The organism is Sporomusa malonica (assembly GCF_900176355.1).
Taxonomy (GTDB): Bacteria; Bacillota; Negativicutes; order Sporomusales; family Sporomusaceae; genus Sporomusa; species Sporomusa malonica.
Map to the genome: position 1 here is coordinate 178,877 of NZ_FWXI01000007.1, position 22,792 is coordinate 201,668.

Annotated in this window: 25 protein-coding genes; 21 read left to right on the plus strand and 4 right to left on the minus strand. The window is 45.4% G+C overall.

Annotated elements, in window-relative coordinates:
* Positions 1–219: 219 nt before the first annotated feature.
* The 9 genes from B9A22_RS10450 to rsmA all read left to right on the plus strand — a co-directional run bounded on the left by B9A22_RS10450 (position 220) and on the right by rsmA (position 7,237).
* On the plus strand, positions 220–501 hold the full coding sequence (locus B9A22_RS10450) for a hypothetical protein (RefSeq protein WP_084575676.1): 282 nt from the start codon (positions 220–222) through the stop codon (positions 499–501).
* Positions 502–620: 119 nt separating this feature from the next.
* The gene (locus tag B9A22_RS10455; RefSeq protein ID WP_281252389.1) at positions 621–992 is read left to right on the plus strand and encodes a sigma-70 family RNA polymerase sigma factor; all 372 of its coding nucleotides are present in this window, start codon (positions 621–623) and stop codon (positions 990–992) included.
* Between the two features lie 192 nt (positions 993–1,184).
* Entirely contained in the window at positions 1,185–2,234 is a 1,050-nt protein-coding gene (locus tag B9A22_RS10460) for an SPRY domain-containing protein (RefSeq protein WP_084575678.1), read from the plus strand.
* Between the two features lie 297 nt (positions 2,235–2,531).
* The gene (locus tag B9A22_RS10465) at positions 2,532–2,765 is read left to right on the plus strand and encodes a hypothetical protein (protein ID WP_139796226.1); all 234 of its coding nucleotides are present in this window, start codon (positions 2,532–2,534) and stop codon (positions 2,763–2,765) included.
* A 277-nt stretch (positions 2,766–3,042) separates the two neighbouring features.
* Positions 3,043–3,363, plus strand: coding sequence for a hypothetical protein (locus B9A22_RS10470; protein WP_084575680.1), 321 nt, complete (start codon positions 3,043–3,045; stop codon positions 3,361–3,363).
* A gap of 127 nt (positions 3,364–3,490) precedes the next feature.
* Positions 3,491–3,718: a hypothetical protein gene (locus B9A22_RS25400; protein ID WP_084575681.1), complete on the plus strand. Its 228-nt coding sequence runs from the start codon at positions 3,491–3,493 to the stop codon at positions 3,716–3,718.
* A 250-nt stretch (positions 3,719–3,968) separates the two neighbouring features.
* Positions 3,969–5,696, plus strand: a complete 1,728-nt coding sequence (locus tag B9A22_RS10480) for an ABC transporter ATP-binding protein/permease (protein ID WP_245823937.1) — start codon at positions 3,969–3,971, stop codon at positions 5,694–5,696.
* Positions 5,697–5,811: 115 nt separating this feature from the next.
* Positions 5,812–6,393, plus strand: coding sequence for a ribonuclease M5 (gene rnmV / locus B9A22_RS10485; RefSeq protein ID WP_084575683.1), 582 nt, complete (start codon positions 5,812–5,814; stop codon positions 6,391–6,393).
* Complete coding sequence (gene rsmA, locus B9A22_RS10490; protein ID WP_084575684.1) at positions 6,383–7,237, plus strand: 16S rRNA (adenine(1518)-N(6)/adenine(1519)-N(6))-dimethyltransferase RsmA; 855 nt, start codon at positions 6,383–6,385, stop codon at positions 7,235–7,237. The genes rnmV and rsmA overlap by 11 nt, the downstream gene beginning before the upstream one ends.
* A gap of 19 nt (positions 7,238–7,256) precedes the next feature.
* On the opposite strand, the gene B9A22_RS10495 is transcribed toward rsmA, so the two are convergent.
* Entirely contained in the window at positions 7,257–8,063 is an 807-nt protein-coding gene (locus B9A22_RS10495; RefSeq protein WP_245823952.1) for a glycosyltransferase family 2 protein, read from the minus strand.
* 179 nt (positions 8,064–8,242) lie between these two features.
* Here B9A22_RS10495 and yabG point away from each other — a divergent pair, with 179 nt between their 5' ends.
* Positions 8,243–9,118 (plus strand): sporulation peptidase YabG, encoded by an 876-nt coding sequence (gene yabG, locus B9A22_RS10500; protein ID WP_245823940.1) that lies wholly within the window; start codon positions 8,243–8,245, stop codon positions 9,116–9,118.
* 196 nt (positions 9,119–9,314) lie between these two features.
* Complete coding sequence (locus B9A22_RS10505; protein WP_084575687.1) at positions 9,315–11,108, plus strand: N-6 DNA methylase family protein; 1,794 nt, start codon at positions 9,315–9,317, stop codon at positions 11,106–11,108.
* Between the two features lie 55 nt (positions 11,109–11,163).
* Here the strand turns inward: B9A22_RS10505 and B9A22_RS25405 are convergent, their stop codons facing one another.
* Positions 11,164–11,331, minus strand: a complete 168-nt coding sequence (locus tag B9A22_RS25405) for a hypothetical protein (RefSeq protein WP_176215483.1) — start codon at positions 11,329–11,331, stop codon at positions 11,164–11,166.
* A gap of 273 nt (positions 11,332–11,604) precedes the next feature.
* Here B9A22_RS25405 and B9A22_RS10510 point away from each other — a divergent pair, with 273 nt between their 5' ends.
* Positions 11,605–12,279 (plus strand): CAP domain-containing protein, encoded by a 675-nt coding sequence (locus B9A22_RS10510; protein ID WP_245823942.1) that lies wholly within the window; start codon positions 11,605–11,607, stop codon positions 12,277–12,279.
* Positions 12,280–12,333: 54 nt separating this feature from the next.
* Here B9A22_RS10510 and B9A22_RS10515 read toward each other — a convergent pair whose 3' ends face one another.
* Entirely contained in the window at positions 12,334–12,615 is a 282-nt protein-coding gene (locus B9A22_RS10515; RefSeq protein WP_084575689.1) for a hypothetical protein, read from the minus strand.
* 361 nt (positions 12,616–12,976) lie between these two features.
* Here B9A22_RS10515 and B9A22_RS10520 point away from each other — a divergent pair, with 361 nt between their 5' ends.
* From B9A22_RS10520 to B9A22_RS10530, 3 genes are read left to right on the plus strand one after another with little or no spacing between them, the layout of a single operon-like run.
* On the plus strand, positions 12,977–13,636 hold the full coding sequence (locus B9A22_RS10520) for a DUF3794 domain-containing protein (protein ID WP_084575690.1): 660 nt from the start codon (positions 12,977–12,979) through the stop codon (positions 13,634–13,636).
* A 35-nt stretch (positions 13,637–13,671) separates the two neighbouring features.
* The gene (locus tag B9A22_RS10525) at positions 13,672–14,628 is read left to right on the plus strand and encodes an SPOCS domain-containing protein (RefSeq protein WP_084575691.1); all 957 of its coding nucleotides are present in this window, start codon (positions 13,672–13,674) and stop codon (positions 14,626–14,628) included.
* Positions 14,629–14,681: 53 nt separating this feature from the next.
* Positions 14,682–15,563, plus strand: coding sequence for a HipA family kinase (locus B9A22_RS10530; protein ID WP_245823943.1), 882 nt, complete (start codon positions 14,682–14,684; stop codon positions 15,561–15,563).
* Here the strand turns inward: B9A22_RS10530 and B9A22_RS10535 are convergent.
* Entirely contained in the window at positions 15,525–16,010 is a 486-nt protein-coding gene (locus tag B9A22_RS10535) for a L,D-transpeptidase (RefSeq protein WP_084575693.1), read from the minus strand. The genes B9A22_RS10530 and B9A22_RS10535 overlap by 39 nt on opposite strands.
* A 144-nt stretch (positions 16,011–16,154) precedes the next feature.
* Between B9A22_RS10535 and B9A22_RS10540 the strand changes: the two genes are divergently transcribed.
* From B9A22_RS10540 to B9A22_RS10565, 6 genes are all read left to right on the plus strand, one after another.
* Entirely contained in the window at positions 16,155–16,991 is an 837-nt protein-coding gene (locus B9A22_RS10540) for a cyanophycinase (protein WP_084575694.1), read from the plus strand.
* Between the two features lie 16 nt (positions 16,992–17,007).
* Entirely contained in the window at positions 17,008–19,674 is a 2,667-nt protein-coding gene (cphA, locus tag B9A22_RS10545) for a cyanophycin synthetase (RefSeq protein ID WP_084575695.1), read from the plus strand.
* 96 nt (positions 19,675–19,770) lie between these two features.
* Positions 19,771–20,247, plus strand: coding sequence for a chemotaxis protein CheW (locus B9A22_RS10550; RefSeq protein ID WP_084575696.1), 477 nt, complete (start codon positions 19,771–19,773; stop codon positions 20,245–20,247).
* A 4-nt stretch (positions 20,248–20,251) separates the two neighbouring features.
* Positions 20,252–21,112, plus strand: a complete 861-nt coding sequence (gene ispE / locus B9A22_RS10555; protein ID WP_084575697.1) for a 4-(cytidine 5'-diphospho)-2-C-methyl-D-erythritol kinase — start codon at positions 20,252–20,254, stop codon at positions 21,110–21,112.
* A gap of 2 nt (positions 21,113–21,114) precedes the next feature.
* Complete coding sequence (locus tag B9A22_RS10560; RefSeq protein ID WP_084575698.1) at positions 21,115–21,798, plus strand: GntR family transcriptional regulator; 684 nt, start codon at positions 21,115–21,117, stop codon at positions 21,796–21,798.
* A 21-nt stretch (positions 21,799–21,819) separates the two neighbouring features.
* Positions 21,820–22,569, plus strand: coding sequence for a nucleotidyltransferase family protein (locus B9A22_RS10565; protein WP_084575699.1), 750 nt, complete (start codon positions 21,820–21,822; stop codon positions 22,567–22,569).
* Positions 22,570–22,792 lie beyond the last annotated feature (223 nt).

Consider the following 22,792-nt stretch of genomic DNA (forward strand, 5'->3'; position numbering starts at 1 on the left):
GGCAGTTGCGAATTTTTTGGCAGGCTTGTAGCCTGCTATTTTTATTGATTTCTCTTAAGGCCATTGAGACTGAAGCGCTCCAGGATGCCGATAATATTAAAAAAAATGTTGGTTGGGAAGTAAAGGCTGTTTGGAAAACTGATAAGCTGTTTATATTGTTCTGATTTTGGCCGCTCGGGGAAACCTGGGCGGCTTTATTATTAATTACAAAGGGGAAATATGGATAATAGCGAATACTTTTTATTAATATATTTTGCAATGGAGGAAAATATGGATACTCTTTTAGCAATGATATTAAGTTATCTTACGTGGTTCATAATTCTCGTTATAATCGGGTATTTTATTTCTCCGACTATGTCCAAGAACAAACTTACACCAAAAGAGAGAAAGAAACAAACTTTATCATTTGCTCGTAGGGCACTGTTTTTGCTAATTATAATTGATATTGGTTCAGAGTTTATGGGCTTCATTTTTGGAAATTTATCAGGCAAGCCTAAATAGGTTTGCTTATTTAGATAAACCTGAATAGGTGAAGTTAAGCCTTCGGTATCGAGGTTACCCCTCGGGAAACCGGGGGCTTATTACTTTTCCGGGAGGGGAGTCAAATAGATAAACAACTTATTTGTCAGCAATTTAAACCGCTTGTTAAGAAGTACGCAGGTATATATAGAAAATCCGTTCCGGATGCTGAGTCAGAAGCTTGGCTGGCTTTGATTCAAGCACTGCATACCTATAATCCCGATCTTGGCGTTCCGCTGGCCGGTTATCTCGAAAGTCGGGTTAGGTATACATTGTTGAATCTCTGGAAACGTGAGATGAAGCGAAGACGGCAAGAATATCAAACAGAAAATGTCTTTGAGTATCTAGCAGCTCCGGACAATCCTCAGGCCACGATTGAACGGAAAGAAGTCATTGCCAGTATTCTGGCGGCACTGAAAGAAATCACAACGGCAACTGTTTGTAGTAGTTCATACTGTGGTTTATGGTTCTAGATTGGTATATATAGCGTAGGTATTAAGAATTACAGCCCAGGCGGTATATCAACTGAAAAAGAGAGCATTAAGCCGTTTAAAAAGCCAGCTAGTTTGAATGTATCTAAGTGAAAGCCGATATACAGGAAACACACAGTAAAAAGGAGCTCCTTGGCTGTCGGCGCTCAAATAATTAATTTGGAGGAATGTAAAATGAGTTGTAAATGGGTTAAAGTAGATTCCCAACGTTATCTGCTTTCAAACAACGATCTTACTGTATTCGGTGGAGAAACAGTATCTGCCTATGCCATATTGGCGGATATCAGCTACGATTCAGGAAAGAAATATTTTGAGGTCAAAATAGATAGACTGGATAAAGGTGGTGATCCTAATATTGCAATAGGTGTAGCAATAGAGAATTCCATGCTAGCGTATGGGTTGGAAGGAGATCCAGTAATGAGATGCTATACGTCCGGTGGAAATTTGCTTGCTGGAACAAACGTTAGACCTTTGCCAAATTATGGGGAAATATTTACTGTTGGAGATGTAATTGGCGTAGCGTTAAATCTGGATGACGGTATTCTGACATTTTATAAAAACGGAGTTAGCCAAGGCGTAGCTTGCAGTGATATGACAGCTTTTAGACAGGAAGTTAAATTGTGTCCGACACATAGAAGCTATGGCACATCAACAGCACAAGTCACTGCGAATTTTGGTGCAACTCCTTTTTCATATCCAATTCCCGATGGATATGAAAAATGGGACTCTATAAATGATGTTGTTCCTCGATTATCAGCTACAGCAGGTGACGCCAGGGTAACGCTCTCTTGGACGACAGTCATCGGCGCAACCGGCTATAACGTAAAACGAGCCACCACAGCAGGCGGCCCGTACACAACCATTGCGAGCAACGTTACCGGTCCTAGCTATACCGATAATGCAGTCACAAACGGTACCACCTATTATTATGTTGTAACTGCAATTACTGCTGACAGCGAAAGCGGAAATTCCAATGAAGCTTCTGCTACGCCGATTGCAACATCGGTCGAAGATGAAAATGTCTTACTCCGCATCACTATGAATGATTCCAGTGAACGTGAATATAAGGTATCCAAGACCATTGCGGATGACCTTGCAAATTGGTGCAATCGCACACTTGGAACCGGCAACTCATGCTTTGTATTTAACAAAGGTATTCAAAATAGCAAAGAATATCTATTTTACGAAAAAATCATCAGTTTTGAAGTGATACCGGTAGCGTAATAAGCTACCCTTACTGCAGCCGCCTACCGGGTTCATCCTGGTGGGCGGCTTTTTGCTTCTCTAAACAAATTCTAAAATTTGGCGATTATTATATGCATATGAACTCAGAGCGCAACGCTCTGTTAATATAAATTTCTTCCCCTTTTTTAGCGGCTCTGTCCTTCGGGATGGGGCGGCTTTTTGTTTTTAAAGAGGAATATCAAAAAAACTTACAGAATTTATCTGGAAAAAGAAAGAACCCCAGCAGTAGCCGGAGAGAACAGTGTGAACTCTTATTCCGTTAGTGGAGTTGATTTTATGGATAATGACAATGAAACAAAATTAGAGCAAGAACGAATTCTCGCAAAGTATAATGCAAATAACCAAATTGGCCTAGCGTTGATTACCATGGGGCAAAATGCTTTAAAAAGTGCAACTTTGATTAACGGTGGAGCAGCGATCACGCTTCTTGCTTTTGTGGGGAATATATGGGATAAAGGTATAGACCACGAAACTGCAGTTTTCTTGGCAAAGTCTTCCAGCCGCCAATAAGACGCTTTGTTTTATTATGATAATTATTACAATCGAAGATAAAGACCGATAATCTTATAATGGAGCAAAGGGGACAATCTTAGTATCTACGGGCCTTGACGGGCAACCATAAACGGGATAAATGTAAGTATATGTTTTAGCTGAGTAAAATAGCAGGGCCTTGAGCCCTGTTATTTTTTGATTTGACAACACACCTAGTATCTAAAGTTATTCTAATAAATGGAGTTTATTATTAAATTATGGGATTCGATATTAAATACAAAAGGGAAGTGTTCCTATGAAAATTGTAGCGAAAAAAGTAATCATATACTCAATGGTAGGCCTAATGCAAATTGGCATGTTTGCCTCTGCCGCTGAAGCAGCCGCCCCAAGACAGGAGGAACCGCCACGCTTCGAACAGCGGAATGAGCATCGTAATGACCACCAGCAGCGAGACCTGGAAAAAGAGCGGAGATTACACGAAGAAAATAAACGACACGAGCAAGAAATGAAACGACGTCCGCATGAGTCAAGGAAGAAATGGCATGAGCGACAGCAACGTGAGATTGAGCGCCATGAAAGAGCTATACATGAGATTATGGAAATGAGGCATAGATAATAGATACATAATTGGAGCAGGCCGATCTGTCCTTCGGGATGGGGCGGCTTTTTTATTCTGGTTAGAAAGCTAGGTTATTATATTTATTTATAAAACTAGCCTATGAATGGGGTATATAAGGAGGAGTTTGATTATTAAATCTAAAAATATAATTATAATTAATGAAAGGCAAGGGGACAAAAAAATGGTTGCAAAATGCATGAAATGCGGAAAAGTATTTAATGTCGACGGAACAGTATTGAAACCAATAGGTGACGGTGGATATTTAGAATGTTGTCCTAAATGCGGCAGTACGAATGTTTATTATACGGATTGCTTCTCAAGTGAAGAGGAGAACTCATGGCGAGATGATTGAGAAGGAAATAAAGACGTCTTTTGCCGCATCCTCCGAGGTGCGGCTTTTTCTCTTACGGTAAGGGAATAAAGAAGCCGATAGAAAATTTCGGGCAGGAGTAGGGACAGAGTGCAGCGAATTCTTAGAGGATAAGAAAAGACTTGGTTTGTGCCAAGTCCTTCAGGACGCCGGCAGAAGCCTTAGTCGTTCTTATGTCAACAGAATTGCATTATAAATTCTGGTAGACTCAAAAATCCAATGGCCGAAGGGAATGATGTGCTTGCCTGGCTTAAATCGCAAATTTTTACAAGATACCTGGCATTTGACCCGTGAATACTGGCGTTCGGAGGAAAAATGGCGGGCGGGAGGGTTGCTTGCCGTAATTATAACCCTTAATCTGACCTATGTTTATATTTTAGTGCTGATTAATACCTGGTTCAACCGGTTTTATAACGCACTTCAGAATTTTGATAAAGAGGAAGTTTTCAGTGCGCTGGGTGAATTTTGCCTGCTGGCTGCTTTTTACATCATTGTAGCTGTTTATCAGCTTTATCTCAGGCAGATGCTTGAGATAAAATGGCGGCAATGGATGACGGGTAAATACCTTAATGTGTGGCTTAAAGATCAGATGTATTACCGGTTGCAGCTGACGGAGAATTATACGGATAATCCGGATCAGCGTATTAGCGAGGATTTAAGGTTATTTACTAATTACACCCTGCAATTGTCGCTAGGCCTGCTCAAAGCGGTTGTAACCCTGGTATCATTTATCGCTATCTTATGGCAGCTGTCCGGCACGTTGGTGATTCCTTTCGGTAATCACCAACTGGCTGTCTCCGGTTATATGGTGTGGGTGGCCATTGTATATGCGGTAATTGGTACCTGGCTGACCCATAAAATTGGCAAGCCGCTGGCGCAGCTTAATTTTGATCAACAGCGCTATGAGGCCGACTTCCGGTTTAGTCTGGTACGGCTGCGTGAAAACAGCGAAAGTATTGCCTTCTATGGGGGTGAGGCCCGTGAGGAACGAGCCTTTATATCACGATTTGGCAAGGTGTTTGATAATTATTGGCAGATTATGCAGCGCCAGAAGCACCTGACATGGTTTGCTTCCGGCTATGGTCAGATTGCGATTATCTTTCCCTTGGTGGTAGCCATGCCACGCTATTTTACCAAAGAAATTCAGCTTGGTGGCTTATTGCAGACGTCCCAGGCTTTTAGCAAAGTGCAAGATTCCTTGTCCTTTTTTGTCGAGAGCTATTCCACGCTGGCAGAATGGAAGGCAGTAGTTGACCGTCTTACCGGTTTTGTGTGTAATATCCAGCAGGTGAGCGAGTTGCCTCAGAGCAGCACGATTATTCGGACAGAACCTGCACCGGTATTGGCTGTAAACCAATTGGACATTGACCTGCCTGATGGTCGGCGAATCCTTTCTGGGCTTAATTTATCCATTCAGGCCGGTGAATCGCTGTTAGTGGCAGGGCCGTCAGGCAGCGGAAAAAGTACGCTCTTAAGAACCTTGTCTGGGCTATGGCCGTATGCGCAAGGCAGTATAGTCATACCGGAGGGTCACAGTTTTTTGTTTCTGCCCCAGAAGTCGTATCTGCCGCTGGGGACGCTTCGTGACACCCTGTTGTATCCAGGCCCTAAGCGGAGTGTAACAGATGAAGAAATTATGGCTGCTATGTTACTCTGTAAGCTTGATTGGCTGAAAGGCCAGCTTGATAAAATAGAGGACTGGTCTCGTGTATTATCTTTAGGTGAACAGCAGCGGATTGCTTTTGTCAGGGTACTTATCCACCAACCTGAATGGCTGTTTATGGATGAAGCCACGTCAGCGCTTGATGAACCAACCGAGCGGGTATTATATACTTTGTTGCGGGAACGCTTGGCCGGGACTGCTATGATTAGTGTTGGTCATAGAAATACCCTAAACAGCTATCACAAAAAGAAGCTGACACTTGATGGGGCAGGCCGTTGGAGTCTTCTTACTATGTAGGTGTAAAATAACAAAGCCGCCTTATAGGCGGTTTTGTATTGTAAAAACCTAGATAAAAAATCGGTAACTGTGGTAAGATATTCATATTGTGGATGTTGAATGGTGGAGTAGATAAATGATTAAAGAAGTAATTGTAGTGGAAGGTAAACAGGATATTGCCGCTGTTAAGCGGGCAGTGGAGGCCGAATGTATTGCGACCGAGGGCTTCAATTTGCTGCCGCGCTGCTTAAGCCGGATTGAGCAGGCATATAAAAAACGGGGTATTATCATTCTGACCGACCCCGACAGCGCAGGAGAACGTATCCGGAAATTTCTTGCCGAGCGGTTTCCCGAGGCTAAGCATGCATTTGTGCCGAGGGAGCAAGCCGAGGCCAATGACGATATTGGCATTGAGCAAGCCAAACCTGCTGCCATTAGAGAAGCACTCAGTAAAGTGCGGCTGCATGAGTGGCAGCCAACAGGTGAATTTGGTTTGCAGGATATTATGGCCTGTAGACTGAGTGGGGTGCCAGATGCGACAGCGCGGCGAGCAGCTGTGGGCGAAAGTCTGGGTATTGGTTATGCCAATGCCAAAAGCTTTTTATATCGGCTAAATCACTATGGTGTTACCCGTGCTGAGTTTAATGCAGCACTTGAGAGATTGGAGGCTGCGGCCAGTAAAGGCAGTGGCGTGGAGGAAACAGAGTATGGCGATTAAGCCGCGTATTGCGCAAAAAGATGTAACACTACATATCTTGAAGACGTTCGGTATTCATATGAGCAAGAAATTAGGCCAGAATTTTCTTATTGACGACAATGTCGTTGATGGCATTGTATCAGCCGCCAAGGTAGCTGAGGGTGATACTGTACTGGAAATTGGGCCAGGGATAGGAACGTTAACCCAGGGGCTTGCTGAAGCCGGCGCACATGTAACGGCTGTTGAACTTGATCGACGGTTGTTAGATGTGCTCGGTAAAACGCTGGATGGCTATGATAATGTCAAAGTTGTACATGGCGATATATTGAAAATCGACATTTCCCAGGAAATAAACAAGGAAAAATACAAGGTTGTCGCCAATCTGCCCTACTATATTACGACACCAATCATTATGAAGCTCTTAGAGGACCGGCTGCCGATAGAGCTTTTAGTGACCATGGTACAAAAAGAGGTAGCTGAACGGATGGCAGCCAAGCCAGGCGGCAAAGAATATGGCGCATTGTCTGTTGCTGTTCAGTATTATACTGAGCCTGAAATTATGTTTATTGTACCGCCTAAAGCCTTTATCCCTGCACCTGCGGTAGAATCAGCGGTTATTCGTTGCACTGTGCGCACTGAGCCGCCAGTCAAACTTGAAAGTGAAAAAATGTTTTTCCGAGTTGTTAAAGCGGCGTTTGCTCAACGGCGGAAAACCTTGGCGAATACGCTTAAAGCGGGTGGTTTAGAGAAGGAATTGTTAAACCAGGTATTAGCTCAGGCTGGAATCGACGGTATGCGCCGCGGCGAGCAGTTGTCGATTGAGGAGTTTGCTGCTATTGCCAACGCCTGGACGAACCTGAAATAAAGAAAACTGAAAGCCCTGCTCATTTTGAGCAGGGCTTTTCGCTTAAAAAGAGGTCAAGCAAGTCAAAACGACGGTCAATATGATACCCTAAGTATGTTTTGTTTTGCCATTGGCGGGTGCGACTCTGGTCGTGGAAAGCGGCAATGGCTTCAAGGCAATCACCGACAATAGTGTCAATGATCTTGTTGGTGTGAATTTGATTTTTTACTGATGAACCCAGACGGTAGTGGGGGATGGTTGTAGCTACGTCAATTTTCAATTTTTGTATGCGGGCAAGCGCCATGGTAACTGGGGGGACTGCCAGCTCGCGCATGGGGATTGTTTCCAGGAGGCGGCGGGATACGGCGTGCGGTCCATGGGCTGGGCTTGCTAAATTGATTTTTTTATCCAGCCCCAGTTCCTTGTTGAGGTTAAGCCGCCACTGAAAGGTCGGGTTATGCCGCTCGATATGGCGCGGAGGCGAAGGATAACAGTTGGTTAGTGCCATATCCATATGTTTCAATAATACGCCGTCGACAAGTTCCATCAAGTTTTCATTAAAGGTACCTACCATGTCGCCGTCAACAAAGACGACAACGTCGCTGCCCAGAGCCAGAGCCGCTTTAGCGCCAACAGCGCGCGGGGTGTCAATTCCTAAGCATTCGTGGAAGTAGATAATCTGCAGCTTAGGGAGACGCATTGCTAAGGCTTCGCGCATGGTGCTGTCTTTTGAACCGTTTGCCACCAGGATAATGTGATCAATTGGTAAAGTTCCTAAATTTTGCAATACAGTAGTAATGCGACCTCCCTCATTTTTGGCCGGTACGACCACGCAAATCACGTACATCACCTCGGAAAGTATGCGTGTAATATGCCACATTATAAAGCGGTCTCATGGGGGCTCACTATAGTATATAGTGGGGATAGGGCGTTTGCCACTGGCCGCGCGGGGATAATTTGTGGCACTTTAGCTAGGCGATACATAGGATGTAATAGCTATAGGCACTAGCTAAGGGGGGAATTGTGGTGGACATTCAAGTAGGTGACCTGGTCGTCAGGAAATCTCACGGCGGTGATATTGTTTTCAAAGTAGTTGATATTTTTGTTGATGATAGTGCGCAGACGCATTGTGTTTTAAAAGGCCTTCATCTTCGGTTAATGGCCGACTCGCCCATAGATGATTTACAGCGAATTGCGGCTGAGGATTTGCGGAATGAGATTGTACGCATGGAAGGTATGCACAATGATACGCTAAAGAGGGTTATGGTACGCCGCAGTCGTGAACGGGAGCAAGTCGAGCTAAGGCGATCTGAGGCAACCAAGAAGTTTAGTTTTTTTGATTTACCTGGCCGGGTATTACATCTTGATGGTGATGAGGAATATCTAAAAATGTGCTTGAAAACCTATAGTCAGCTTAACGTTCAGGCAGAAGGACGATGGATAGAAGAAGCTAAGCAGGCTGAGGTCGTCCTTGATTTATTAGATGAGATTAGGCCTGATATTCTAGTACTTACCGGACATGACGCGCTGGTGGGCAACGGCAAAAAAGACCTGAGTGACCTTAATAACTATCGCAACTCCAAACATTTTGTGGCGGCAGTAAAAAAGGCCAGGACATTTGAGCCTTCACGTGATGATCTGGTTATCTTTGCTGGAGCCTGTCAATCCCACTTTGAGGCCATTTTGTCATCGGGTGCAAATTTTGCCAGTTCACCTAACCGTATTTTTATTCATGCGTATGATCCGGTTTTTATTGCTGAGAAGGTGGCTTTTACCCCAATAAACAAGACTGTTGATGTAAGTGATGCTATTACGGCTTCGGTAACTGGCGTTGACGGCGTAGGCGGCCTTGAAACAAGAGGGAAATTCCGCCTGGGAATGCCCAAGACTCCAATCAGATAATTGTAAAGAAAACACGGCTTACGCCGAGCCACTGGCAAAAGCGGAAGTCGATGCCGCCTTATCCAGACGGAAAGTGATACTTTTTAACAGGATGAAAAATACGCCATTCTAGGCGTATTTTTTTGACGATTGCTGCAGGGACGGGCTGCTGTGTTAGCGAACTATATGTACGTAATTTGGATATGGAGGCGTTGAGGTGCCAAAACCTAAGGAAAGTCAAACCGGCCGGGCTACACGGAAGTCTGCCGGAGTATTTTATACGCCTGAACATATTGTGAATTACATTCTAGACCGTACGTTGGGCAAGCATGATATCGTGACAGACCCGGCGCCCAAGGTGCTAGACCCAGCCTGTGGGTCAGGTAACTTTTTAGTAGCTGCATATGATGTCCTATGGGGCAAGCTTAACGAAAACCTAATCCTCCTGCAGCGCCGGTATGCCAAAGAACAATATAGTATAAAAAGCGGCAACATCGAAACCTGTATGACCGGTAATCAATATTGGCAGCCGGAAAATTTGCACTATCATATTATCAACTGTTGCTTATATGGCGCAGATGTTGACGAAGCTGCAGTTTCAGTAGCTAAGTCCCGGCTGCAAGAAAAAGCGATACCGCAGACTGTGGTAGGTCTGGTTGATGATAATTTGGTTGTCTGCGACAGTTTGATCAAATGGGAAGGCCCTTCGGCTGCCCAGGTTCCAGACTCTGGCAGCGAGGGTATTAGCTATAAGCTTACATTGGCTGAATTTTGGCAGCAGAAGTTTGACTATATTGTTGGCAATCCGCCGTATATAAGTTTTGGTCTTAACCGGGTCGGTAAAATACCAATTGTTCAGTCTGATTATCTAAGGCACAATTACCCATACTCAGCCCAGTATAAGCTCAGTTATTACGCTTTATTTTTTGAAAGAAGTATCAAGGCACTCAAGTTAGGGGGCTACTTGGGATTTATTACGCCTGACAGCTACTTGCTTGGTCGTTATTACTCCAAGATTCGTGAATATATATTAGAGACTTGCAGAGTACAGGAAATCACATTGGCAAGTAGTAATGTATTTGCTGGCGTTTTAGTAGGGATTCCCGCCATTACTATTCTACAGAAAGCTGACAATGACTGCTCGACTGCGGTTGTAACGGTGACTCGGTTGGGCACCGACGGGGTGCCTGTGACCCGGTATCAATATGAGCAGAATTATTTTATGCAGCAGGTTTATAAAAGGTTCCGTCTGTTTTTTCATGCACGCGATAAGGAAATCATTGATAAGCTTGAGCAAACGCCGTGCTTACTCAAAGACATCACAAAAATTCGGACAGGGATGCGCTCACTAACTGTCCAGGCTGAGATTAAAAGTAAAACCAGGCAGGGTAATACCTGGATGAAGGGCTTGATATCATCAGGCCAGATACGGCCGTTTTGTCTTGCCTATCAAGGTGACTGGCTTGACGTTAACCCGGCAAAGCTCAACAAGGGTGGCTGGGAGGCGGCGATTATAGCTGGGCCGAAAATATTTATGCGACAGACAGGTGACAGTCTAATTGCTGCAATTGACCGGTCTGGCTTATATCATTTAAACAATATTCACTCGCTGACGGTATTACAGGACGGAGTTAGTCTGGAATATCTAGTGTGTATTCTTAATTCCAGGCTGATGAACTATTACTACCATACTGTGACCTTGGAAAAGGGGCGCGCTATGGCACAAGTGGACATTGAAACCGTGGAAAAGCTGCCATTACGAATAGATAAGCAGTGCCAGGAGCGGTTGGCGTTGCTGGGAATAAAACTGTCAAAACTGGCTGCTGCTGTTTATTTGGGAGAGGCGGAGGAGACGGCAGATTCTGCAGTTGCTGCCGATGAACTGGGTGCTTTGTATAATGAGATGAATACTTTGGTGTACAAGATATACGGCCTAACCGAAAGCGAGATCACATATATTGAGCAGGCTAATGCTGAAAACACCATTACCAAATTCCGCAAGTTATGGTAATAAAGCAAAAGAGGGCGTCGGTAGACGTCCTCTTTTGCTTGTCCTGTATAGAGTTTTAGTGTTTGGGGCGGGCTTTAATATCTTTGGTGGGTGGAATTACATTAGCCGCTTTTTTGTTCGTCATAGTATCGGAATTTTTGCCGCCGTAGGGCCCTTGATGAGTCTGGGATTCGCCAAAAGGACCGTGCGCTGATTCTTGATTTTTGTCATAAATATTGCCCATAGTAAAATCACCTCCTGCAGATAGTGTTTCCCAAATTACTCATTTGGCGATTACCAATTTTGGGGGTTACAGTTATATTTATGAAGATATATTTATATGCAGAAATTGTTAACATCCTAAAAACAGGATTTTGGACTACTAGGGCGAATCTTTACATAACATCAGACTGTATGCTCAGTTTGGTTAACTAACCGCTAACTCCGATGTTTCTATATCTTAAAAACAAACATTGAAAGGCAGGTTGATTTAAAATCAATGAAAATTAAAAAATGGATGACTAAAATCGTTTTCGGTTTAGTAATCATGTCTCTGGTTACTACTTCGTTCGGCGGAGCATTGGCGACAGCCGCATATGCTGCTCCGGCTGAAGAAGAGTCGATTCAGGATGGTGACAATAAAGCGGTAATCGGCGGATTAGTAGCCCTTGGTTTATTAGCGGTACTAGCTGGTGGCAAGAAAGGCGGTGGCGGTGCAGCGACGCCCAAGAGTACAGATACGACTACAACTCCCACAACGCCTTCGACTACAACACCAAGCACCTCGAATTCCAGCTCAACATCAGGACTTACCGCCGACGAAGCCAAAGCGTTTAAGTTGTTAAACGCAGATCGCGCGGCCAATGGTTTGCCGGCGCTCAAGGTTAATATGAGCCTGGTGCGTTTAGCGGAAAATTATGCCCAAGATATGATTAATCGTAAATATTTCTCACACTACAACCCGGAAGGGCAGTCCCCATTTGACCGGATGAAGCAAGCCGGCATCAGCTATCGTTATGCCGGCGAAAATCTGGCTATTAACAGCAATGTAACAGCTGCTGAAAAAGCCTTTATGAATAGCTCAGGGCATCGTGCCAATATTTTAAGCCCTAATTATACTGAGGTAGGTGTAGGTGTTCGGTATGATTCGGCCGGTTCAGTCTATGTTGTTCAAGAGTTTATTGCCAAATAAACAACTGTTAACAGTAAACCCGCGCTATAAAATGCGCGGGTTTTTGCTGATAAGCTACATGCACTTGGGGCAGCCGCCGCGATGCTCGTGATAATCGAACTCATGGCCGCAGTACGGGCACATTTTATATAAACGATAGGTGCAGATTTTGTATAATTTATAGTAGCATTTATAGGTTTTTACACATTCCTTAGTTGGTTGGCATTTCATTTTGGGGGCATAGCAAGACATATCCATGTCATAACAATCATCCATCATCTCATGTTTATCGCTGCAGCCGTATTTAGAATAATCGTCATCACATTTCCAGTAAGGATTTTTTTTATAAGCCTTCATTAACACAGACCTCCTTATATTTGGATAGTTAGCTCTCGGCCAAAGGGGAAACCAACATCCTTGCTATATACTATGAGCGATACCGGAAAAGTGTTATGTTGTTTGTCACATGGCACTTTTCTTTTTCTTTGCCCAAACTCCGCAAATATCCAGTGTTTAATGCAACATTGCCTGTTTTTTGCTTAAATCGCGCTTTTCTGAAGTCATGTTTTGCTAAAGTCCAACATAGTTATAATCTAAGATTTGCCTGCGAGAATAGGTTTTTGAAGCTACTTGTACCTTTGTCATTTTTTTGTTTTTTGTCACATAAAAATTAGTGCAGGCATATATATAACTAGAATATACAAAGGGGGGAATCTGCATGGACGATAGAGCCATTAACAAATGTACCCTTGGTGCAGAGACAGGTCCGCAAACTATTATCGTGCGCCAAATAATAGGAGAGAAGGAAAAACAAAAAGCTCTGGATATTCACGTGGTTGTTCCGGAAAGGAAACCTGCCATTGAACAAATTGTTGATGTATTTGTTAAAGAAGTAGAAGTAAACAGCGTTGACGTTATTACTGATAAAGTCATTGTGCGGGGCGAGTTCGAAGTGAAAGCCATTTATGTGGCAGCTCTGCCTGACCAGCCTGTTCATGCTGTGGAGATTAAGCATTATAAATGGACCCTTGACATTGATATTCCTGGCGCCCGCAGAGGGATGGATGCTGAGGCTAGTGTAGTTGTCGAGTTTGTTGACTATGACGTTGAAGACCATCACCGTGCATACAAATACAAAAACTTTGAACCGATTGAGTGCGATGACGATGACGACGATGACGACCATGACCACGATGATTGTCACGACCATGACCATGACCATGATCATGATGATTGCGACGACCATGGACACCATCACCACCACCGCAATTGCCGCGAATTTGATGTATCTGTAATTCTTAAAGTTACTGCCAAAGTTATGACCGATCGTGAGGTTACTATCGGAACTGGAACCTTGCCAACTACACCGAAAGGCTAATAATGGTTGGATATCACCAGAAAGGGGGGGGAATAATGGACGACAACACAAGGGTCGTTTCAGGCTCGACAGATACCTCGTCTACGAATATAAAGAAAGTTGCCGGAGTGACAACTGTTGAAAGTTCTGAACTGGTATGCGGTTGCCCTGAACCAGGTCCGGAAACAATTGAGGTTGAACAGGTCCTAGGCGCCGAGATGGCACAGCGGGTTGTTGAACTTGATATGTTTGTTCCGGCACAAAAACCGGATATTGAGCAAGTAGTTGACGTATATGTCAAAGAATTGGAAATTACCAAAATTGATGTTATTCCTGACAAAGTCATTGTTCGTGGCGAGTTAGAGGTAAAAATAATGTATGTGGCTGACCTGCCTAATCAGCCGGTGCATGCTTTTGAGAAGCAACACATCCGTTGGACGCGTGATATTGACATGGATGGCGCGGAGCCGGATATGAAGGCGACAGCCGATGTCGCCGTTGAGTTTGTTGACTATGATTTCCACTGCCACCATGACAGGCGTAAAGTGCACGTTACTATTGTACTTAAAATCTGGGCCCGGGTGGTCACTACCACTGAGATGGATGTATATGCCTTAAGCCCTATCGATGAAATCGGTATAGTCGAAAGTACTACAGCCAACACCTCAGACAAAGTCAGTGCCAGTGAATTTTCCGATGATGTTGTGTCGGCTGCGGAAACTGGTGGCGGTGACATAGAGGCTTTTGGCGAACAAAATATTATTGTCACTGGCCCTGTTACGCCTACCGCCGGGACGCCGACGACTGTCAGCGGCATGGTAACAGTAACTGGCAATAACGTAAATATTAGAACAGGTCCTGGTACCAATTTCCCAGTAGTAACTAAAGTTAACAAGGGGGCTACTTTAACCGTAAAAGAGCAGGCTTTTGGCTGGTTCAGAGTCGTACTTCCTGACGGTACTACGACTGGCTGGATTGCCAGTTGGCTGGTAAACGGGACCCCTAAAGGCTAAATAGATAACCCAGGGATGGCAAAAATCCCTGGGTATTGTTTTCTTGATAAAAATTGTTGATAAAGCAAGAAAAATCCCGGGGGCTCAAAGCTGCCGGGATTTTGGAGATAATGGGGAGAGGAGTTGGCCGGATGTTTCGGGCTGTAGAATATATAGGCCCAGTAGGGCTGGGGGCGACGTCACCCCAACTATTCCGGGCCGAAAACAGTCATGGCGACAGTAAGGTGTGTGTTGTTAAACTGTCGGCCAATCGCCTTGGTGCTAAAGTTCTGGTAAATGAATTATTAGCTGCCCAGTTTGGCTGTTGGCTAAATCTGTGTTTTCCGCCAGGGGGCCTTATCAAGATTTCCTCAGAAGTCCTTGCCGGCAGCAGGCGGCTGACTGCTGCCGGCGTGCTCCCGGGTTGGCACTTTGGTTGTGAGTATCTAAAAGGGGCAGGGTATGTAACTAAGTTCAACTTGCACCGGGCAGTAAATAAAGAACAAATGGCGGGAGTTATGCTGTTTGATCACCTGTTCCACAATCCTGACCGTACAGAGAATCGCAAAAACCTGCTGATTCGCAAAGAACAAGATGGTTATAAAATATATGCTATTGACAATTCTCACCTATTTCGTCGTGGCAAATGGACCATTGAAATGCTTAAACAATTGACTGATAGTATAACACTAAATCACCGTCGGTCGTACGGTGTGCTTTTGAAGTATTATCTTAAACCAACGCATTTTTTTAAGTATGTTCAAATTGTTAAGAATATCAAGGATGCTGAGCTTTCGGAGTTTATGGAGAGTATACCAGGCGAGTGGTTACCAGATCTGGGTGAACGGCAGGCATTACAAGAGTTTATTACCGCGCGGCGCGACAAGGTCGATTGGGTGATGCGCCGACTCACTGATTTAATCCCTAATATAAATCGGAGTGCCAACATTCACTAAGGCAAACAACTCTTCGGCATGGGCATTATGCATCCGGACACAACCGTTGGATACCATCTGGCCGATAAACCAAGGGGCATTTGTGCCATGTAAGCCATACGCGTCATAATTAAGACCCATCCAGCGGGTGCCGAGAACGCCGCCTGGGTTCATAATCTTAGTGGCAATTGCATAATTGCCAAGCGGTGTGGGTGTGGTTGGTTTGCCGATTGCGACAGGATATTGACGCACAGGGCTGTTGCCGTCAAATAGTGTTAGCTGACGCTGCGACCTTGCAATTAGTATATTTGCTCTAGGCAGGACCAATTTAGCTCTGTCAGTACAAAGAACAGGTGTCACTTCGCTCACTGTGGCAGGTTGGTTTTGACAGTAGCTGATGAAGCTCTCTCCTTCAGGCAACGTGATGGTTTTTAGCGATTCAGGGAGATAGATCATTCTGACATGCATAGATAGTTCAACCTCCGTTTTCCAGTTTAGTCTGCTTCATTATATTCAACGGTAGTTCATTTGGTTAGCGCGGTCGATGGTATAAAGGATAGACATTTTTGGTAAAAATAGGAGTAAAGGCTAAAACAGGAGATATTGTATCTGATGAGCGAAAAAACAGCAGACAATAAACAACTGGCACCTGGCAGCTTGCTTATCATTGGTGGTCATGAAGACAAAATTGGGAATTGTGTTATTCTGCGCAAATTCGTGGACATGGCCGGCGGCCGGGATAGTCGTATTGTTATTGTCGCTACGGCTACTGGTGAGCCACGTACTGTGGGCAGTGAATACAAAGAGCTATTTTCTTCCATGGGCGCTTCGGCGGTAACTATTATGGCGATTGCTAACCGTGAGACGGCCAATCAAATGCAGCAGGCTGAGATAATAAAAAATGCCAGCGGCATATTTTTCACCGGCGGCGACCAACTGCGCTTGACCAGTATTTTGGGCGGCTCAGCAGTTGACGCCGCCATTCGTGCTGCCTTTAGGCAGGGTGCCGTTATCGCCGGGACAAGCGCTGGTGCAGCAGCCATGAGTGAGACGATGATTGTAGGCGGTAACTCCAATGATACACCGAAGAAGGCTTCGTTGAGCATGGCTCATGGGATGGGCTTTTTGGGGGAGGCAGTCATAGACCAGCATTTTGCTCAACGAGGTCGTATTAATCGCTTGTTGGCTGCAGTAGCTCAAAATCCGCATGTAATGGGGATCGGAATTGATGAGGATACGGCGTTCATTGTCAGGCCTGACCGATTGTGCGAGGTAGTGGGATCTCAAACGGTAACTATTGTTGATGGCAAAAATATTATCTATTCAAATATATCAGAGTCTAACCAAAATCAGCCGTTAGTCATATCCAATGTCCTACTGCATATTTTACCAGCAGACTATGGCTTTGATTTAAACCTAAGGCGGCCCATTCAGCTTGCTACAAACTAAGATAGGGGGATTTGACATGCAACTACTATATTCCAGCTTTATTAGCGGCCCCAATGTATATAGCTATCGACCTGTGGTTAGGGCATTACTTGATATTGGTGTCTATGAGAATATTGCCAGTAATACTATTGCCGGTTTTGTAGCCCGCTTATTGATCTTGTTACCCGGGCTAAAGCAGCACTCATGCTCACGCGGATATCCGGGCGGTTTTGCTGAGCGCTTGCACGAAGGGACATATTTAGCGCATATTTTTGAACATGTTGCGCTTGAGCTTCAGACACTAGCCGGTAAAGACTACATGTCATCCTTTGGCAAGACAAGGGGTTCAGGGTGTAAAGGCATCTATAACGTTGTCTTCGGTTGTAAATCAGGTCCGGTTGGGCTTGCTGTCGCTCAGGGGACATATCAATTGCTTGCAGCCGTACTTGCAGGACAAGCCTTTAATGTGTCAGAACTGGTGGCTGAACTGAAAAGAGTTGGAGAAAGTGCCAAGTTGGGTCCAAGTACTGAAGCCATTTACGCGGCGGCCCGGCGGCGCGGCATTCCTGTTTTGCGGCCTGATTATGATACTAACTTTCTTATTTTAGGCTATGGACACAGGCAAGAGCGGGTTTGGGCCACTGTCACAGGGAGGACAAGCTCGGTTGCTGTTGATTTAGCTGGTGACAAGTATCTTACCAATAAGCTTTTACGTCAAAATGCAGTTCCTGTGCCAATAGGCTATATCGTGACAAATTTAGCTGAAGTCATAGAGGCTTTTGCTGCAATTGGCGGGCCGGTTGTTGTTAAGCCTGTTGGTGGCAACCATGGCAAAGGTGTTACTCTTAATATTTTACGTGAAAATGAACTTGAAGCGGCCTTTGTGCTTGCAGCCAAGTACGACGAGCGTGTACTTGTGGAAGAATATATTACAGGACGCCAATATCGGCTCTGTGTTGTCAATGGCAAATTAGCGGCTGGGGCGGAGCGAATACCTGCTCATGTGATTGGGGATGGCGTCCATACGATCGCTCAACTTGCAGACATTGTGAATCTGGACCCAGCACGCGGGTTTGGTCATAGCCGTGCCCTAACCCGGTTGGAACTGGATTCTGCGGCGATAACTACGCTGTCCAGACAAAACCTGACGACTCAGTCTATACCCAAGGCTGGGCAGTCTGTCTATATCCGCGATAATGCTAACCTGAGTGCTGGTGCTACGGCAGTAGATATTACTGACTGTATCCATCCTGATACTGTGCGCTTGGTTGAGCGGGCAGTGCGGCTGATTGACCTGGATGTTGCCGGTGTAGACCTTGTCGCTGCCGATATCTCTCAGCCAATGACTGCTGGGACTGGGGCAATTATCGAAATAAATGCCGCGCCTGGACTTAGAATGCACCTGCATCCGAGTACTGGGGCAGCACATGATGTGGGCGCAGATATTGTTGAATACCTGTTTCCCGCCGGCACTGACGGGAGGATACCTATTGTAGCGGTAACCGGTACTAATGGCAAAACAACTGTGACCAGACTTATCTCCCATATCTTCCGGCAAGCCGGACATAAAACCGGCATGACAACATCTGAAGGGATTTATGTTGATCAAGAGTGTATTGTCTATGGCGACACTACCGGACCGGTTAGCGCTGCCATGGTATTAGCCGATCCTACTGTTGAGGTTGCTGTGCTTGAAGTAGCGCGCGGCGGTATCGTCCGCGGCGGGCTTGGCTATGACTACGCCGATGTCGGAGTCATTACCAATATTACAGAAGACCATATTGGACAAGATGGTATTGAAGACCTTGAGGATTTAGCGTATATAAAATCGCTGGTTATCGAGACCGTACGCCCTGATGGTGTTGTGCTCCTTAATGCTGACGACCAGCGGATCGTGACACTGAAATCCAGGACTAAAGCGGAAATTGTGTACTTTAGTACACGACTTGACAACCTGGCTGTCCGCCGCCATCTGGGTGAAGGCAGAAAGGCCTGTTTTGTCAAAAACGGCATCATCTATTTGGCCAGCGGCCAATCAGAGCAGCCGATTATTCCTATAGTGGAAATACCGCTAACTCTACAAGGCTTTGCTCAGCACAATATTCAAAATGTTGTTATTGCTGCTGCCGCCTGCTGGTGTCAAGGTCTCCCGGCAACTGCCATTCGCCAAGGATTGGCCAGTTTTAGCGAAAATCACGGCCGGCTCATGTTAAAGGATGTTAGAACATTCCAGGTTTGCGTTGACTATGCTCATAATCCGGCTGGCTGCCAGGCGCTTGCAAGTACCCTCCGCCGCTTGAATCCCTGCCGGCTTATTGGCGTAATTGCCGCACCCGGCGACCGGCGTGATGATATTATTGTGAGTCTCGGCAGGGAAGCCGGCCAGGGATTTGACGTTATTTACATCAAGGAAGATCAGGATCTACGCGGCCGCCAGCCTGGCGAGACAGCGACACTACTGATGCGTGGTGTACTGGAGGCAGGCTGCGCGCCTACGCTGATTACAACCATTCTAGATGAGCGTGAGGCGGTATCAACCGCCTTGGCTTGCGCTGAAAGCGGCGATTTGGTTGCCATATTTTATGAACAGTACGGGGTAGTTATGGATGCTATAACAGCTTTTGAAAAAACAGAAAATGCCAATCGTAGTCATAGTTCAGACTATCAAGACCTGGTAGTGGCTGGGGTGCGTGCAGAAGGATAATCGGCGAAAAAATTTATGAATGAAAATTGTCAGTTGCAGGCAAATACTTCAGCAGGTAGAATATAGTAATGTAAGATATATGTGGAGGTGTTCCGGATGGAAACAAACAATTTAACTGCCGAACAGGAACTGCAACTGGTGATTTTCCGGTTAGCTAAAGAAGAATACGGATTGCCGATTACTAAAGTTCAGGAGATAAATCGCCTTGTTCCTATCACCAAACTGCCGCAGACGCCTGCATTTATGGAAGGAATCATAAACTTGCGCGGCCGGATCATTCCCGTTGTAGACCTTAGAAAGCGCTTTCAGCTTGCGGTATCAGACTATAATGACGATAGCCGGATTATTATTGTGGAAGTCGATGGCCAGACTGTAGGGGTTATTGTCGATGCTGTTAATGAGGTGGTGCGCATGCCAGCAGCGAATGTTGAACCGCCGCCGCCGACATTTATTCTTGATGCCAAGTATATTCAAGGTGTGGGTAAACTTGACGGCCGTTTGCTTATCTTGCTGGAGATTGATCAAATTCTGAGCTCGCAAGAGGCGATTGCTTTAAAGCAGCTCAGCGCATAAGGTTATGTTGACAATTAAAGCCTATGCCAAAATAAATCTTGCGCTTGATGTTCTTTATAAGCGCCCTGACGGGTACCATGAAGTAGCCATGATTATGCAGGCAATTAGTCTTAATGATACGGTAGCATTGACAAGTCAGCCTGCAACTATTAATCTTAGTGTAAATATCCCCAGTTTGGCTGCCGATACCAGCAACCTTGCTTACCGCGCTGCCGCCCTGCTTAAGGAATATACACAAACCGAGCAGGGAGTACACATTTATTTAGAGAAGCGGATTCCATTGGCTGCGGGTTTGGCTGGCGGCAGTGCTGATGCAGCTGCTGTGCTTAAAGGTCTCAATCAACTGTGGGAGCTTAATCTTAGTTTGGACGAGCTAAGCAAGCTGGCAGCCAGGCTTGGGTCAGATGTTCCGTTTTGCTTATATAACGGTACGATGTTAGCCACTGGGCGGGGCGAGGTATTAGAGCCGCTGCCGCCGATGCCGCATTGCTATGTGGTATTGGCTAAACCAGCTATTGAGGTACCGACAGCCTGGGTATACGGGCAGTTTAGAGCAAGTGAGGTCTGCGTCCGTCCTGATATTACTGCAATGCGTGAGGCCCTTGTAAGCAGTAGTCTTGCTGGTGTTGCCAGGCATCTGGCAAACGCCCTGGAGAGTGTCACAATCCCGGCGCATCCGGAAATTTTAAAGATTAAGGAAGATATGCTGGCGTATGGGGCTATGGCGGCGCTCATGTCAGGCAGTGGCCCAACAGTATTTGGTCTTTCAGAGTGCCTGGAGCAGGCTGAGCAGATTGCCGGCCAGCTAAGGTCTCAGGGGGTACCAGAAGTATTTATAGCAGAAACAGTATCAAAGGTGGAGTGATTGTGGAGAGGCGATTAGTACCTATCAAATTAGACAGCTACAAACCACTAAGGGAAGTAGTAGCTGAAACACTAAGAGAAGCTATAGTAAATGGTATTTTAAAACCTGGTGAGCGACTCATGGAAATCCAACTGGCTGAAGAGCTGGGTGTCAGCCGGACGCCGGTTCGGGAGGCTATCCGGAAGCTTGAACTGGAAGGGTTTGTTGTCATGATTCCCCGTCGAGGAACCTATGTGGCCGATTTGTCAATAAAGGACATCAATGAGGTATTTGAAATCAGGACTGCGCTTGATGTATTGGCTGCCGGGCTTGCTGTTGAGCGCATTACCGAAGACGAGCTAGAGCAGCTTGAACGCTTGCTTGTGGAAATTGGTGAGTTAATTGAACAAGATGATGCCGATAGGCTGGTGGAATCTGACAGCCAATTCCATGATATCTTATATAGAGCCAGCCGTAATGACCGTTTGGTGGGCATTATCAATAATCTCCGAGAGCAATTTACCCGTTTTCGGTCAATCTCGATCCAATACCCCGGCCGTATGCAAAAATCAGTGGAAGAACACCGGCGACTGGTTGAAGCTATTGCCAGCCGCGATACTGATTTAGCTCAGCAACTTGCCCGTGAGCATATGGAGAACTCTGAGCAGACACTACTGCAGGATTTGAACGAGCGCCGTCAGGCTTAAAATCTCAAAGGAGTGTACATAATGGTTGATGCCATAATCCTAGCTGGTGGGGAAAATAGTAAGAATCTAAATCGTTATACGTCTCAGCCCTATGAGGCCATGATTGATATTGCTGGTAAGCCAATGGTTGAATTTGTGGCTGAGGCACTTGCTTCCAGTTCACTCATATCCCGCATTTTTATAGCCGGTCCGGCTCTTGAGCTGGCCAAATGTAATTTCCCGGAGAAGGCAGTCATCGTGGCTGGCGGGCAGACGATTATGGAGACCATTAGCTTAGGTGTAAAGGCATTAGGGCATGAGAATCTGACATTAGTTGTAACAGCCGATATACCGCTTTTGACGCCAGGGGCTGTTGAGGATTTTCTGACTCAGTGTGCCAGCGTGCATGCTGATTTATATTATCCTATTGTCACCCGGGGCGATCATGAACGTCGGTTTCCTGGAAATAAACGGACTTATGTGCGCTTGAAAGAGGGGATTTTTACCGGCGGCAATATTTTTCTGGTAAATCCTAAAATTGTACCCCACTGCATGCAGGTAGCTGAGCGTATTATTGCCAATCGTAAGAATCCTTTTAAATTATGCTGCCTGTTAGGCTGGACCTTTGTTGTACAGTTCATTTTCGGCACGCTTAAATTAAATCAAGTAGAAAAAAGGGTAGGGGATATTTTAGGTATTAAGGGTGCCGTTATCCGGTCACAGTATGCCGAGCTTGGCATTGATGTGGACAAACCAAGTGATTTGGAATTAGTACGAAGCTGTTTTACATAAGGCTGCTGACAGAACGCGGATAAACCGCGTTTTTTCTTTTATCCTGTTGGAAAGTAAACTTTCCTCCTGGATGAGGTCGACTAAACTTCAGATGGGGCACAACCCCACCTGAAGCTAAGTCTCGCTTCACAATTATTTTTGGACTGAGCAGGAATTGTGGCATCTGTAGAGAATGTGAATAAAAAAATAGTTTTAGGAGAAAATATTCGGTATTTCCCTGATT